The 14,488-nt window shown below is 55.2% G+C and carries 16 protein-coding genes and 1 riboswitch; of the genes, 2 read left to right on the plus strand and 14 right to left on the minus strand.

What is annotated here, in order from left to right; genetic code table 11:
• Positions 1 to 43: 43 nt before the first annotated feature.
• On the plus strand, positions 44 to 289 hold the full coding sequence (locus I8J30_RS19185; protein WP_210660824.1) for a hypothetical protein: 246 nt from the start codon (positions 44 to 46) through the stop codon (positions 287 to 289).
• A 333-nt stretch (positions 290 to 622) separates the two neighbouring features.
• On the opposite strand, the gene I8J30_RS19190 is transcribed toward I8J30_RS19185, so the two are convergent.
• The 10 genes from I8J30_RS19190 to ychF all read right to left on the minus strand — a co-directional run bounded on the left by I8J30_RS19190 (position 623) and on the right by ychF (position 10,907).
• Positions 623 to 1,870, minus strand: coding sequence for a serine hydroxymethyltransferase (locus I8J30_RS19190; RefSeq protein ID WP_210660826.1), 1,248 nt, complete (start codon positions 1,868 to 1,870; stop codon positions 623 to 625).
• Positions 1,871 to 1,902: 32 nt separating this feature from the next.
• Positions 1,903 to 2,523 carry a TIGR01440 family protein gene (locus I8J30_RS19195; protein WP_420831237.1) on the minus strand — a complete coding sequence of 207 codons (621 nt, stop codon included), beginning with the start codon at positions 2,521 to 2,523 and terminating at the stop codon, positions 1,903 to 1,905.
• A gap of 15 nt (positions 2,524 to 2,538) precedes the next feature.
• Complete coding sequence (gene rpiB / locus I8J30_RS19200; RefSeq protein WP_210660828.1) at positions 2,539 to 3,006, minus strand: ribose 5-phosphate isomerase B; 468 nt, start codon at positions 3,004 to 3,006, stop codon at positions 2,539 to 2,541.
• A 117-nt stretch (positions 3,007 to 3,123) separates the two neighbouring features.
• Positions 3,124 to 3,206, minus strand: a riboswitch (ZMP/ZTP riboswitch).
• 140 nt (positions 3,207 to 3,346) lie between these two features.
• Entirely contained in the window at positions 3,347 to 3,922 is a 576-nt protein-coding gene (locus I8J30_RS19205; protein ID WP_210660830.1) for a low molecular weight protein arginine phosphatase, read from the minus strand.
• 33 nt (positions 3,923 to 3,955) lie between these two features.
• Positions 3,956 to 4,516, minus strand: a complete 561-nt coding sequence (locus I8J30_RS19210; RefSeq protein ID WP_210660832.1) for a manganese efflux pump MntP — start codon at positions 4,514 to 4,516, stop codon at positions 3,956 to 3,958.
• Between the two features lie 190 nt (positions 4,517 to 4,706).
• Entirely contained in the window at positions 4,707 to 5,882 is a 1,176-nt protein-coding gene (locus tag I8J30_RS19215) for an L-threonylcarbamoyladenylate synthase (RefSeq protein ID WP_210660833.1), read from the minus strand.
• Positions 5,883 to 5,972: 90 nt separating this feature from the next.
• Complete coding sequence (gene spoIIR / locus I8J30_RS19220) at positions 5,973 to 6,701, minus strand: stage II sporulation protein R (protein ID WP_210660835.1); 729 nt, start codon at positions 6,699 to 6,701, stop codon at positions 5,973 to 5,975.
• Positions 6,702 to 7,355: 654 nt separating this feature from the next.
• Positions 7,356 to 8,276 carry a peptide chain release factor N(5)-glutamine methyltransferase gene (gene prmC / locus I8J30_RS19225; RefSeq protein ID WP_276316158.1) on the minus strand — a complete coding sequence of 307 codons (921 nt, stop codon included), beginning with the start codon at positions 8,274 to 8,276 and terminating at the stop codon, positions 7,356 to 7,358.
• 281 nt (positions 8,277 to 8,557) lie between these two features.
• A complete protein-coding gene (gene prfA / locus I8J30_RS19230) occupies positions 8,558 to 9,631 on the minus strand; it encodes a peptide chain release factor 1 (protein WP_210660839.1) in 1,074 nt (357 codons plus the stop codon).
• A gap of 175 nt (positions 9,632 to 9,806) precedes the next feature.
• Positions 9,807 to 10,907, minus strand: a complete 1,101-nt coding sequence (ychF, locus tag I8J30_RS19235) for a redox-regulated ATPase YchF (RefSeq protein ID WP_091224928.1) — start codon at positions 10,905 to 10,907, stop codon at positions 9,807 to 9,809.
• 234 nt (positions 10,908 to 11,141) lie between these two features.
• Between ychF and I8J30_RS19240 the strand changes: the two genes are divergently transcribed.
• The gene (locus I8J30_RS19240) at positions 11,142 to 11,288 is read left to right on the plus strand and encodes a hypothetical protein (RefSeq protein WP_210660841.1); all 147 of its coding nucleotides are present in this window, start codon (positions 11,142 to 11,144) and stop codon (positions 11,286 to 11,288) included.
• 127 nt (positions 11,289 to 11,415) lie between these two features.
• On the opposite strand, the gene I8J30_RS19245 is transcribed toward I8J30_RS19240, so the two are convergent.
• The 4 genes from I8J30_RS19245 to I8J30_RS19260 form a co-directional block, all read right to left on the minus strand.
• Entirely contained in the window at positions 11,416 to 12,183 is a 768-nt protein-coding gene (locus I8J30_RS19245; RefSeq protein WP_210660843.1) for a MerR family transcriptional regulator, read from the minus strand.
• Positions 12,184 to 12,270: 87 nt separating this feature from the next.
• Positions 12,271 to 13,500, minus strand: coding sequence for a molybdopterin-dependent oxidoreductase (locus I8J30_RS19250; protein WP_210660845.1), 1,230 nt, complete (start codon positions 13,498 to 13,500; stop codon positions 12,271 to 12,273).
• A 137-nt stretch (positions 13,501 to 13,637) separates the two neighbouring features.
• A complete protein-coding gene (gene trxA, locus I8J30_RS19255) occupies positions 13,638 to 13,949 on the minus strand; it encodes a thioredoxin (protein ID WP_090982163.1) in 312 nt (103 codons plus the stop codon).
• A 65-nt stretch (positions 13,950 to 14,014) separates the two neighbouring features.
• The gene (locus tag I8J30_RS19260) at positions 14,015 to 14,440 is read right to left on the minus strand and encodes an RrF2 family transcriptional regulator (RefSeq protein WP_091225085.1); all 426 of its coding nucleotides are present in this window, start codon (positions 14,438 to 14,440) and stop codon (positions 14,015 to 14,017) included.
• Between the last annotated feature and the right edge of the window lie 48 nt (positions 14,441 to 14,488).

Here is a 14,488-nt window from a genome sequence, read left to right on the forward strand (position 1 = left end):
GAGCGAAGTGCGTGATTCGCATGGGTGGTGGTGTAATAGCGGGATGGCTGCAGGCAGAGATCACTCGATGGCACAGTGTTGGGATCGCGAGTTGGCCACACTGTGGACAGTTGGCGGTGGAATGGAGGTAACTGGCAGCAAGCGGTGGATAGCTGGACGACTGCGGACTGCGTGCGCGGGACAATACGGCGGTGGGATGACGGGCCGCGAGACGTCGAAAACAGGTAATTATGCGGGCAGGGCAGCTAGAATTGGACATCGAGAGGTGCTGCTGTCGGCGGTGGGGTAGTTTGTTGCTGTGGTGACTCGCTAACGAATCGTAGCGGTCTTATTTGAGCGAAATTGAACCATTCATTTTTCTAACGAATCGTAGTGGTCTTATTTGAGCGAATTGGAGCGGAATCCGGCATTTTGAGTCCAAATAAGACCTGTGGGATTCGTTAGATTTATAAATAGGGTGTTTTGGGCGAAATAAGACCTCTACGATTCGTTAGAGTTGAAGGTCCGGTTGTATGGGGGACAATGCCCCCGCAGATTACAGATTCCGGCTCGCAGCATGCTGCGAAACGCAAAAAAGGCGGCACAGAGATCAACCCTGCGCCGCCTTTTGATCAAGCCGATATTAGTAAGTCATGCCAGGGTAAAGCGGGTATTGCGACATGAGGTCGCTGACCATACCGCGTGCTTTTTCCAGAACGGCCTCGTCTTTCGGATTCTTGAGCGTCATTGCGATTACTTCTGCGATTGTAGCCATTGCGTCTACGCCCATGCCGCGGGAAGTCGCCGCAGGTGTACCGATACGGATACCGCTAGTGATGAACGGGCTGGTCGGATCGAACGGAATCGCGTTTTTGTTGACTGTGATTTGTACGGAATCGAGTACGTGCTCCGCGTCTTTACCTGTGATGTTCAGGTTGCGAAGGTCGATCAGCATCAAGTGGTTGTCCGTACCGCCGGAAACGATGTTGATGCCTCTCTCGATCAAACCTTCAGCAAGCGCCTTAGCGTTGTCGACAACGTTCTTGCCGTATTCTTTGAACGAAGGCTGAAGCGCTTCGCCGAAAGCTACTGCTTTAGCCGCGATAATGTGCATCAGAGGTCCGCCTTGGGAGCCCGGGAATACTGCTTTATCGATTGCTTGCGCCCATGCTTTGCGGCAAAGGATCATACCGCCGCGAGGTCCGCGAAGCGTTTTGTGCGTAGTTGTTGTTACAAAGTGTGCATGCGGAACCGGGCTCGGGTGCAAGCCTGCAGCTACCAGACCTGCGATATGCGCCATGTCAACGAAGAGCAATGCGCCTACATCGTTAGCGATACGGCCAAGCTCTTCGAAATCGATGATGCGCGGGTAAGCCGATGCGCCTGCAACGATCATGCGCGGACGGTGTTTGAACGCCAGCTTGCGTACTTCCGCATAGTCGATCGTAAATGTGTTCTCGTTAACGCCGTATGCCACGAAGTTGTACAGAAGACCGGATGCGTTAACCGGGCTGCCGTGCGTCAAGTGACCGCCATGCGCAAGGTTCATACCAAGAACCGTGTCGCCAGGGTTTAGTGCTGCCAGGTAAACCGCCATGTTAGCTTGTGCGCCGGAGTGCGGCTGTACGTTCGCGTGCTCGGCACCGAACAATTCTTTGGCACGGTTGCGTGCGATATCTTCCGCGATATCCACATGCTCACAGCCGCCGTAGTAACGTTTGCCCGGGTAGCCTTCTGCGTATTTGTTCGTCAGGACAGTGCCCATTGCTTCCAATACCGCTTCGGAAACGATGTTCTCGGATGCGATAAGCTCGATGTTGTCGCGTTGACGCTGCAGCTCAAGGCCAAGTGCTTTCATAATTTCAGGATCTTGTTTACGTAGGTTTTCCATGTTGATAAGTCCTCCTCAGTAAAATAAATATATTAGTCGCATGTGCCGGCATCCGTTGCCGGGCCTGCCGCTTCCCGCGTGTAAACCGCTCGTTCCCCGCCAATCAGCTTCGGACGGGTATAAGCCATCGTCAAATGCGCGGATCCGATTGCTCGGATCGTTGGTCGCACCGGTACCGCAACACGCTTCAAATGCATGCCGATGAAGGTGTCGCCGATATCGATGCCCGCATGGGCCTGAACCGTCTCGGTCAGCACGGCATCCTGCAGCTTTTGGAACGCGTAGGCTGCCATGGAGCCGCCGGCCTTGCGCACGGGGATAGCCGAAACGAGCTCCAAGCCATACCGCTCGGCGGCTTCTCGTTCCATAACCAGCGCCCGATTCAAATGCTCGCAGCACTGATAAACCGGATAAAACTGCAATTCTTGCCGTACCTTCTCGACTCCCGCATAGATCGCGGCTGCCGTTTCCGGCGTGCCTGATGTCCCGATCCGCTGGCCGAGTACTTCGCTGGTCGACACGCCGATGACAAGCAGCTGTCCTTGGCGAATGCCGGACGCGGCTGCAAGCTCGCGGACAACGGTTTCTACATCCTTGGTCAGCTGTGCCGAATCCATGCTGCTTATTCCGTGGTCGTGGTCGTGTTCGCTCATCGCTGGGTACGCCCCTTACTCGGATTTTGCCGCATCGGCATATTGTGCTTCAAGCTTCATCACTTTGTTCACGCGGCCGACATGACGCTCGCCGCCCGAGAACGGCGTCTCGAGCCATATCCGAATAATCTCTTGCGCTACGCCAGGGCCAATGACGCGTTCCCCCATTGCCAGTACGTTGGTGTCGTTGTGCTCGCGGGTTGCTTTAGCCGAGAACATATCGTGCACCAGTGCGCAGCGAATGCCTTTGACTTTGTTAGCCGCGATGGACATGCCGATTCCCGTACCGCAAATGAGAATCCCGCGTTCAGCCTTGCCTTGCGCGACAAGCTCCGCAACAGGAAGAGCATAATCCGGGTAGTCTACGGACTGGTCGCAATCGCAGCCTACGTCCTCAATCTCGTGGCCAAGCGATTTGATAAACGGAACCAGCTCATCTTTCAAGCGGTAGCCCGCGTGGTCTGCGCCGATGGCGATTTTCATAATCCATATTCCTCCCAATAGAACCGCGCATGGCGGAAATTGTCGATTCACAATGGCATTAGTATACCTGATTTCGCCGAAAAAGACGAAAAAAGAGCAAGCATGCTTACGCACGCTGCTCTTTGCCCAGGCGACCGGCCGTATGATCCGATGCTCCACCGTGGTTTAACCCACTTTCGTCGCCAGTTACATCGGAAACCGTCTTTAGTTGCTTTTATCATAACGGATTTTGGTGTCAAAATCAATCGTTGCCGGAAGAAACGGCACATGCCATCGTTTGACAGCGAGCGCAGTTTTACCCTTTTTAAGGAGCAACGAAATGGCCTTCAGAAAACTATACTTATCCTTTCAGTCGATCGAGAAGGCGGTTGAGCGCGTCTTCGATCTGGCTGGCGCTCTGCTCATACATCGCCAGAGAGCCGCCGAAAGGATCTTCCACGTCGAAGCTCGGGATCTGCTGCTCCAGCTCAAGGAGCCTTGACCGCTCCTGCGGAGTCAGCGACTGACCCAGCGCCTGCTTAATCTGCCAGTTCGAGTACAGCCCTTCCAGCTCGGCGATGTTCGCCAGCACGTTGGGATCCGTGTTCACGAACTCAAGCAGCGTATGCGTCTTGTCCACCGCAGCCGGAAAATGCTGCAGCAGCTGCCTTTTATGGCTGGCGGTCATCGTCAAAATAAGATCAGCCCACGCAATCGAGCCGCCTTCGAGCGCTTTCGAGGTACCGCCATGCACAATATCGCGACTGGACAGCGCCGTCCGTGCATGATTGGAAACAGGCAGTCCATCGATCGTGGACACGCCTGCGGAACGAACATCGAGCTGCATGCCCCTTTGCTGGGACATCGCCCGAAGCAGCGCTTCAGCCATTGGTGAACGGCACGTATTTCCGGTGCACACGAATAGAATCCGTTTCACGATTGATTTCACTCCTTATAAAATGCCGTTCTGTCAGAACAGGAACAGCAATCCGAATGTAAATAAAATGACGCCGCCGCACGCTTCCCCGTACCCGCCGAGACTAGTGCCCACCTTACGACCGAGCAGCAGCCCAAATACGGACATCAATCCTCCTGCAACGCCGAACAGCAGTACGGTCAGCAGCATGTCCGTATCGAACATGCCAAGAGAGATGCCGACGGAAAAGGAATCGATGCTCACGCCTAGCGCGAACAGCAGCATCCCCCATGAGCTTCGGTAGTCGATCGACTCCACCGCATCGCCGCGCAGCGAGCTGTAGATCATATGGCCGCCAAGCAGGAGCAGCAGCGCACCGGCAGCCGTCGTCGCCACGCCGCCCAGCAGCGTACTGACATATTTGCCCGTGAAAATGCCCATGAGCGGCATTACCATGTGAAATAGCGCAATGATCGCGCTAAGTTTTGCTATATCCATCAGCCGAATGCCCTTGAGCCCAATGCCGACACCCAGCGAAAAAGCGTCCATACCCAGTGCCATAGCAATAATCAGCAGCGTCAGCAATTGTCCGGCATGCATGCCCGCCTCAACCATTTCATCCTCTCCTTGTCCGCAACCTCTCCACAAGCATATGCGGACAAGGTTGGAAAGATGACCTGGGGGAGGCGGCGGATGCGGGAGGCGCTTGGTGCGCGGGTTGGCCGCGAGTAAGTGAGATCGCGCTGGGCTTGGCGCGGCGAGCGGTTGTTGCGCGGCTAGGCGCGGCGAGCGGAGATCAACATCACTAGACGTGGACCACCGCGTGGCCGGCCGCTTTGGATAAGCGGTTCATGAGCGCATGGCCGATCCCCTGCTCCGTGCAGGTTTCGGCCCAGATGCGCTGTACGCCGCGATTGTCAAACTCGCGCAGCGCATTGTAGAGGCCGTGCGCAGCCGTTTCGAGCTGCGCCAGGCTGCCGACGACGAGCACGCAGTCGGCGTCGTACCGAGCGGCATGCTCGGCAAAGGCGAGCACGCCCGTGCGCTCGCCGCGCGCTTTCGCTGCGCCGACTTCCGCCTCAATGTAGGCGGAGACGGCGTCAGCGTCTCCCTTGACCAAGTGCATCAGCCCTTGCGGGGCGTAATGCGCATATTTCATGCCGGGCGAGCGCGGCGCCTGCGCTTCGACAGCAGGAGCTCCCGCCGCCGAAGGCGCAGCATCTGCGGCGGCGGACGCGGCAATGCCGGCGCCCGGAGCGGCAACGGCGTCGTAGTCGACCCGCGCCGCGACTTCGCGAAGCGCTTCGGCCGTCACGCCGCCGGGGCGCAAGATCCGCACAAGATCGCCGTCCACCTCGACGACGGTCGATTCAAGTCCTACCCCTGCGGCGCCGCCATCGACGATGCCGTCAATTAGGCCGCTAAGGTCATCTCGCACATGCGAGGCCAGCGTCGGACTTGGACGGCCGGAGCGATTCGCGCTAGGTGCCGCCAGCGGACATCCAGAAGCAGCAATAAGCTGCAAGGCCACAGGATGTGCAGGCATCCGCACCGCAACGGTAGCAAGTCCCGCTGTCACCCGCGGCGACACCGCCCCAGGCTTCACCGGCAGCACAATCGTCAGCGGCCCCGGCCAGAATTGATCCATAAGCCTATCGGCAAGTATAGCCGACTCTCCCTCCAGCGGAAGCGTCAGCTCCTCCAACTGCTTGCGATCCGAGATATGAACGATCAGCGGATTGTCGGAGGGGCGCCCTTTTGCCTCGAAAATCCGTTCCACCGCCGCCGTGCTACGTGCATCGGCACCTAGCCCGTAAACCGTTTCGGTTGGAAAAGCAACGGTCCCGCCTTCTCGCAGCATGGCTGCAGCCTCGTCAAGTTCTCCGTCGCGCGGGTCGTGGCTGTCCACTTCCCACAGTAATGTTTTTCGTAGATGGATGGTCAATGTCGTATCCCCAGCTTCTGCTTTGTTTTGCCCCATTATACCATATGCCGCCTCGCGCCATCCAAACGGCTATCCCTATACAATAAAAGCCCAATCGCAGGGTGCGCGACTGAGCTTATCTTATAGTTAGCTGAATAGGGTGCGGAAAAAGCTCATGATCGACTTGAAGATTTCCCACAGAAAAAACTTCACTTCCGGCTGCTTCGCTTCGCCTTCTTGCACGTTTTGATCGGCAGCTTGATCTTTGGCAGGAGCATCTGCCGCGGCTGAAGTTACTTTGGCATCGTTGTCTGCTTTTGCACTCACAGTTGCCGTTGCGGCCACCGCCGGAGACGACGCTTCCCCGCTTACCGCATCCACGAAGCAGAGCGGCGGGAACAGCACGCACCACCAGTTTTGTCCTGCACCTGCGCCAAGAGTGATGCGTAGCGCTTCGTAATTGCCGGCAGGGTACACTTGGGTGCCATATATTTTAGTTGGAAACGGCACATGGCCGAGTTCCGCTTTGAATCCATAGTGAAAACCACGAGAGCTGAGTTTGGCGGCAATAATGCCTTCGATGTCGCTCATATGATTGAGGATTGTGGCGCGTGCTTCCTCGATCGTTTGCGGTCCAGCCACCCAGTTGTTCATTTCGGCTACGATGGCATCACGAACCTCGCGTTTTACCGCTTGATCAGACGCGTTATCCGAATTCGCCAGAATGCGCAGACGAATGGATTCGGACGGAATGCCGCCGCCGGCAATCGCCGCATCGGCACGTTGACTTTCCCAGCTCATAAGCAACACTGCAGCGATAAGAAGAACATACCCATAAATCGGACGATAAGGAAAACGGGAATAAGTGCGAATCATAACGACAAGCTCCTTTGTGGCACCCGTCGGTGCATCGGCTTGCGTTCCGGAACGATCATATCCCCATTATGTCCCTCGCGGCGGCTCTCTAAACCTATCAATCCACCTATTAAAAAGTTTCGTAGAGTATAGAAAAAAGCAACCTACGGTACCTTCAAGCATATCCCCCTGCGAAGGCGAAGGTGTTCTGCTCTAACGGTTGCCATAGCGCTGATTTCGTCTATTTTCGCTCTGAATTTTCTCTAACGGTTGTCAGCGGCCTTATTTGTCCTTTTTCGGGTGGTAACCATACCTAAATCGCGAAATAGCCGCTTAAGTGGGGAGAAATTAGCTAGTTTGATCGTTGTTAGCGGTATATCCGCTATCAACGGGGAAAGGGGCTGTTTTGTACCACTCTCGTCGACGAGTTCACCTGTCCAAACGATAAAAAGCCCGAGAGTTCGATTTCGGAACTCTCAGGCTCATTTTCGCGTTATTTCAGTGCGGAGAGTTCGATTTTTGTACTCTCAGCTCCCGATACAAGCTGCTTTCCGCTGACCGCGATGCTGAGTGTTCGATTTCGGAACTTTCAGATTCATCTTCACGTTATTTCGCTGCTGAGAGTTCGATTTTCGTACTCTCAGCTCCTGATGCGAGCGTGATCCGCGCGAAAAACTATTCCACCGCCAGGACGTGGCGGTCTATTCCCGCGTAATCGGGGATGATGCGCACTTCGCGCCATGCGCCGATGCCGCGGAGCAGGTCGGCGACAGCTTCTGCTTGGCCCATGCCAAGCTCGAAGCCGACGATGCGCGGCAGCGAAGACAGCTGCAGCAGCTGCTCCGCCATGCGCCTGTACGGCGTCAGGCCATCATCTCCGCCATCCAGGGCGAGGCGCGGCTCATGGTCGCGCACTTCCGGCTGCAAGCCGGCAATGTCCCCCGCCGGAATATACGGCGGGTTCGAGACCAGCACGTCGATGCGCAGGCCGGCTACGCTGCCCGGTGCATCGTGGTGCTCCCCGGGCCGCAGCTGCGCGAACGGCCCGAGCAGGTCGCCCTGCACGAACGTCATGCGCGCCGCTGCGCCGTGGCTCTCCGCATTCGTGCGGGCGACAGCCAGCGCGTCCGGCGACAGATCGGACGCGCACACGCGCCACCGCGGACGCAGCGTTGCCAGCGTCACGCCAATGGCGCCACTGCCTGTGCCGACGTCAACCACCGTCGGCATACACGCATCAGACCCCGCTGCCTCCGGCCACAGCTTATCCGCTGCTTCCAGCACGGCTTCAACGAGCAGCTCCGTCTCCGGGCGCGGGATGAGCACAGCAGGGGTGACCTGATAGGGCAAGCCGTAGAACCACTGCTCGCCGATCAAATACTGGACAGGCTCGCCCGCTGCTTTGCGGGCAAGCAGTGCTTCCCATTCAGCGGCGTGCTGCTGCGGAAAAGGGTCCCGCCAATCGCGGATCAGCGCGGCCCGCTCCATTCCGAGCACATGCAGCAGCAGCAATTCCGCGTTATTGCGAGGTTCGCTGATACCACGGGCCTCCAGCATTTTCGTCGCTCGCACGCAGACTTCCCCAATCGTAAGCAACGCCCCGCCTCCGGCTAGACCATTGTCCTCCACAACAAACACTCCCTTATACTCAAACTCAACAATCAACGCTGCACGCGCGATTTCCCTAAAAATAATTTTTCTAGAGATCCGCTCGCATTGTTCTGACGCTGTCATCTCGATCTACGTTCATCTCGATATTCGCTCGCTTCCTTCTGTCACCGCCACATACCAGCGACGCACCTTCCACCTCGCCAAGCTACACAAACGGGAGCAGCCTAGGCCGCTCCCGTTTCTTCCATCTATTCAAGCTTCCGCGCTTAAACCAGATTCTCGCGCTCCATCAATTCCGTCTGAGCCGTCAATGTCAGCGCATTGATGATCTCTTCCATGTCGCCGTTCAGCACGGAGTCGAGCTTGTGCAGCGTAAGGCCGATACGGTGATCCGTTACGCGGCTTTGCGGATAGTTGTACGTCCGAATCCGCTCGCTGCGGTCGCCTGTACCGACTTTGCTTTTGCGTTCGCCGGCATACTTGGCTTCCTCTTCTTGGCGCTTGATATCCGAAATCCGCGCACGAAGAACTTGAAGCGCCTTCGCTTTGTTCTCGTTCTGCGACTTGCCATCTTGACACTGAGCCATGATGCCCGTCGGAACGTGAAGGACGCGAACGGCTGATTTCGTTGTATTAACGGACTGACCGCCTGCACCGCTGGAGCAGAACGTATCGACCCGAATATCTTTATCGAGGATTTCGATCTCGACCTCTTCAACCTCCGGCATAACCGCTACGGTCGAAGTCGATGTATGAATCCGGCCGCCGGACTCCGTTACCGGAATCCGCTGAACGCGGTGCGCGCCGCTTTCGAATTTCAGCTTACTGTAGGCGCCTTTGCCGGTTACCATGAAGATAACCTCTTTGAAGCCGCCAAGATCGCTTTCGCTGAATTCCAGCAGCTCTACGCGCCAGCCTTGGGTATCCGCAAACTTCATATACATGCGGTACAAATCCGATGCGAACAATGCCGCTTCGTCGCCGCCGGCAGCGCCGCGGATCTCTACGATAACGTTCTTATCGTCATTCGGGTCTTTCGGCAGCAAGAGAACATGAATATGTTCTTCCAGCTCAGCCTGGCGCGCGCTCAGTTCATCGATTTCCATCTTCACCATTTCGCGCATTTCTTCATCAAGCTTCTCGTTCTGCATGATTTTCGCTTCATCAAGCTGCTCGGATACTTGCTTGTATTCCGTATATGCCTCATAAGGAGCTTGCAAGTCTGACTGCTCCTTGGAGTAGTCGCGCAGCTTCTTCGGATCGCTAGCCACATCCGGATCGCACAACAGCTCGCTCAATTTCTCATACCGGTCAGCGAGTGCCTGTAAACGGTCCAACACTGTCATTCACCTCTACTTTAGAATAAATCCAATTGATTGTTCCTTTAGTATAACATAACGCACTACAAACCATAAACGTGACAATTCTGGTTAATTTGCCGACTTTAGCACGGGCTTCCGCAAGCATAGCAAAAGGACCCGAGAATTTCGGGCCCTAAAACCAATCATTCAGTCGCTACACGTTGAAACGGAAATGCATAACGTCTCCGTCTTGCACCACGTATTCTTTACCTTCAAGGCGAAGCTGTCCTTTTTCCTTCGCAGCATTCATGGAGCCCGCCGCCATCAGATCTTCGTAGGACACAACCTCAGCACGGATAAAGCCGCGCTCGAAATCGGTATGAATAACGCCTGCCGCTTGCGGCGCCTTCATGCCTTTGCGAATCGTCCACGCACGCACTTCTTGTACGCCTGCCGTGAAGTAGGTGTACAGACCGAGCAGCTTGTAAGCTGCGCGGATCAGGCGGTTAAGGCCGGATTCCGTGAGGCCAAGCTCCTCCAGGAACATTTCTTTGTCTTCGCCTTCAAGCTCGGCGATTTCGGACTCTACCTTCGCGCTGATCGGCACCACTTCCGCGCCTTCCGCTTTTGCGAATTCACGTACCAACTCCACGTAGCTGTTGCCGTCGGAGTTTGCCGCTTCGCCTTCGCTAACGTTAGCCGCATATAGTACAGGCTTCATCGTCAGCAGGTGAAGATCGCGAATGATCGCTTTCTCATCCTCGGAGAGGTCAAGACTGCGCGCAGGCAGATCGTTGTACAACGCTTCTTTTACGCGCTCAAGGGTTTCCACCTCTTGCACGACCTTCTTGTCGCCGCCTTTGAGGTTCTTGCGGGAACGCTCGATCTTCCGATCCACGGAATCGATATCCGCCAAAATCAACTCCAAGTTAATCGTGTTGATATCGCCGATCGGATCCACTTTACCGGAAACGTGCGTGATGTTGTCATCTTGGAAACAGCGAACGACGTGTACGATCGCATCCACTTCGCGGATGTGCGCAAGAAACTTGTTGCCGAGGCCTTCGCCTTTGCTCGCGCCTTTTACAATACCCGCAATATCGATGAATTCAAAAGCAGTCGGAACGGTCTTGTTCGGCACAACAAGCTCCGTCAATTTATCAAGACGCTCATCCGGCACTTCAACGACGCCTACGTTCGGGTCGATCGTACAGAACGGATAGTTCGCGGACTCCGCGCCCGCTTGCGTTATTGCATTAAATAAAGTCGATTTACCTACGTTCGGCAGTCCGACGATTCCAGCTTTCAAAGCCATGTATGAAGACACCCCTGTTCCGTATTAAACAATCTCATGACATTATACATGAAGGGGGGCAAATAAAAAAGGAGACTCCGCGGATTCGCAGCTTGTAAATGTTTGATTTTCCACGTTAATCCGCTAATATTGGAGAAATTGTTCGGCTTCCAAACGTTCGCCTTCATCCGCATGCCACCCCCGACTTCCGAACATACTACCTCATGTGCGACCATCCTTCGGAGGTGAACCGACATGGAAAACCAAACCCATAAAGGCAACTACAAAGGCACAACCAAGATGCACGCCAAGAATCAGGACATGGCCTTCGTCAACGATACGCTCGAGGATGCCAAGTCCGTCACCAACTTCAACCATGTGAAGAAGAAAACCGATAAGTAAGCCGATCTCGCGGACCCTCCCTCTGCGATACAGCGGCACAATTAAGAAGGGTGCCCCGCCGGATCATCACCGATCCGGGGGCACCCTTTTCCTTCCTCGATAGCACATCCCGCAGCGACAACGTCGCCTACGGCTTACTTACGCCTGTATAGATATGAATCGCATCGCGCAGAAACTCAGCTGCTCCCGGGCGATCCACGTCGTAATACGCTTTGAACCGTTCATCGTCCACATACATTTGCGACAGATTAGCATGAGCTTCCTTGGTGTACTGCGGCCAATAAAAGCCGAGCCATTGACGGTGCATATCGGCAGTCTTCTGCGCGAGCTCGCCCGCCGGATCGCCTTGCTTGAAAGCCTCCGCCAGCGTCTCCTTAATTTCCTCAGCCAGACGAGTTACCCGCTCGTGGTCTTCCTGCGACATGCCCTTGACCTTCGCATTCGACTTGTTGACGGCGTCATCGCCGTATTTCTCGCGCGCTTCCTTGCCGTATTTCTGCTCGTTCTCGTCAATCAGGCGCTGCTTAAAGCCTTCGAATTTCTGTTTGTCACTCATCGAGATTCTCCCTTCAGCCGCAGCGATGGTTTGATCTACGTTTGCGATCAGCGCATCGAGCTGCCGTCTTCTGTCGAGAAGCTGTTCCCGGTGCTGAATTAAGGCCGCGGTGCCATTGAAGGACGGATCAGTCAGAAGCTCTTTAATGCGATCCAGACTAACGCCAAGCTCCCGATAAAATAAAATCTGCTGCAGCCTGTCGACCTCCGCCTGACCATAGATACGGTAACCTGAAGAATTCATTCTTGCCGGCTTAAGAATGCCTACTTCATCATAGAACCGCAGCGTCCTCGTACTGATTCCCGCGAGCCTGCCCAGCTTCTGAACTGTATATTCCACCTTCGTCACCTCCCGACAACCTCACTCTACACCTTTACGTAACGTGAATGTCAAACCTATTTTTCAAAGCAAAACGTTTGCCGCTCCCTACACCCATGCATCAATATCATAGCCGCGTTCTTCCCAGTACCCGGTGTGATTCCCGTCAATCAGCTCAATCCGGTTCAGCCATTTGACCGACTTATACGCATACATCTTCGGCACGATCAGCCGCACCGGACCGCCGAGGTCGCTTGGGATCGGCTTGCCATCGTGCAGCACCGCTACCATGACATCATCCATATCGGCCTGTTCGAGGGTTAGCGAGTCCGTATATACGCCGTCGCCGGAGTACAGCTTTACGGTTTTCGCGGACGGCTTCACGCCCGCCATCTTCAAGAAATCCTTGAGCTTGATGCCTTCCCACGTGTTGCCGAGAACGGACCAGCCGGTCACGCAGTGAAAATCGCTCACTTGCACTTCCCGCTTCAGCGCCACAAACTGCTCCCAGTTCCACTGCAGCCGTTTCTCCACCAGACCATCGACAATGAAACTGAAGGTGCTGTTGTCGAACTCCGGAATCGGCGTCACCGTATAAATCCGGAACGAGCCGCGGCTCCCCCCGCCAATCGGCGGCGAAGAGGCCGGAAGGGGCTGCGGTGCGGGAATGAGCGAGTTCGCATCTGATTCTATGATCTCCTCGAGATTCGCGCCGGGCGACGCCTGGTTGCCGAGCCATTTTAGAAAAGAAGGCCCGATCGCGATGGCAATCCCCGCTCCTACCGTAACCCGAATAAACGAACGCCTCGACATGACCGCCTCCGGTCTGGCCGCCGGATGAACGCCTTCTCCTTGCTGTCCCGTCTTGATCGTGCGGCGATGCGGCTCCTTGAGCCATTTCAGCCTTGTGACGGAGTGGTAGATGATATAAGGAAGTCCGATCCACGTCAGCAGGTCATGAATGGTGAGCGCCGTGCTCGACCATGCCGGGCCAACCGCCTTGAATTGCCACAGAAGCACGCCCGACAGCAGCCACCCGACCAGCAGACCCAGTACGATGATGACATTGGCTTTCTGCCACGCCTTCCCCTTCAGCTGTTTCCAGTGTTTCGCGGCCAGCGCCAAATAGAACACAACCGGCAGCAGCGAAGCGATCCCGACCACGATATGCACATAACGAATGATGACCCGGCCTTCACCCAGAATGCCGCGCCAAAGTCCTTGGAACAACACCAATCCTGTCAGCGTCAGAATGACGACAATCCAACCGTTGACGGAATGAAGCTTAGCTAACTTCTTGCCATAGCCTTTACGAAGCTGCGCGAGCCAGTTCTGCATGGAAGACCCTGCCCCCTTGACGGTTTATTCACTACCTATATAGACGCAGAAATGAATCCAATCCTCTCGGTATCGGATATGTATTTACACAACGAAACCCTCACACCATGAAGGCGCGAGGGCTCGTAAAGCAATGCTTAGATTTGGCCTTGAATTTTGTTTTTCAGGGCGTCTTTGGATTGCAGACCAACCATTTTGTCAACCGGTTGACCGTCTTTGAAAAGAATCAGTGTCGGGATCGACATCACGCCGAATTGGGATGCCAATTCAGGCTCTTCGTCCACGTTGATTTTAGCGATTGTAGCTGTTCCGGCAAGCTCGCCGGAAAGCTCTTCTACGATTGGAAGCTGCATTTTGCAAGGTCCGCACCATGGTGCCCAGAAATCAACGAGCGTTACGCCGCTCTCGATGCTTTTGTTGAATGTGTCTTTCGTCAATGCTACTGCCATATTCAATCATCCTCTCTACTATAAGTTCACAAGCTTATGGGAAGGGAAACCCCGTCACACCTTGTTCAACACTCTTCACATTCCTTGATTTGACCCAGCACATCGGAGATCGTAATGCCGCCGAAATAATTCTCCAGCTGCTTCTCCGCTCTGCAAAAGATCCCATCCATGACTTCCCGCATGTTCGACCCGACAACGCAATCCATCTCTGGATTGCCCGAGCACCAGCTCGGAATAACGGAGCCTTGCGCCATTAACCGGTAAATGTCGGCTAGGTTGACGATCGCCGGATCCAGTGTAAGCCGATATCCGCCTCCCGCGCCTTCCCTGGTATCGACATAACCGCCTCGCTTCAAACAGCTCATCACCTTGCGGATTCTGGCAGGATTGGTCGAGACATTATCGGCAATGGCTTCGCTTGGAGCCATGCGCTCAGGCAGAAAAGCCAAGTAAACCAAACTGTGTACGGCAATGGTGAATTCGCTGTTCATGCTTAACGGCACCCCGCTTTGTACTGTAATCATATCAGTTACAGTTGA

Origin of the sequence: Paenibacillus lignilyticus (genome assembly GCF_017942085.1) — a bacterium.
GTDB lineage: Bacteria > Bacillota > Bacilli > Paenibacillales > Paenibacillaceae > Paenibacillus_Z > Paenibacillus_Z lignilyticus.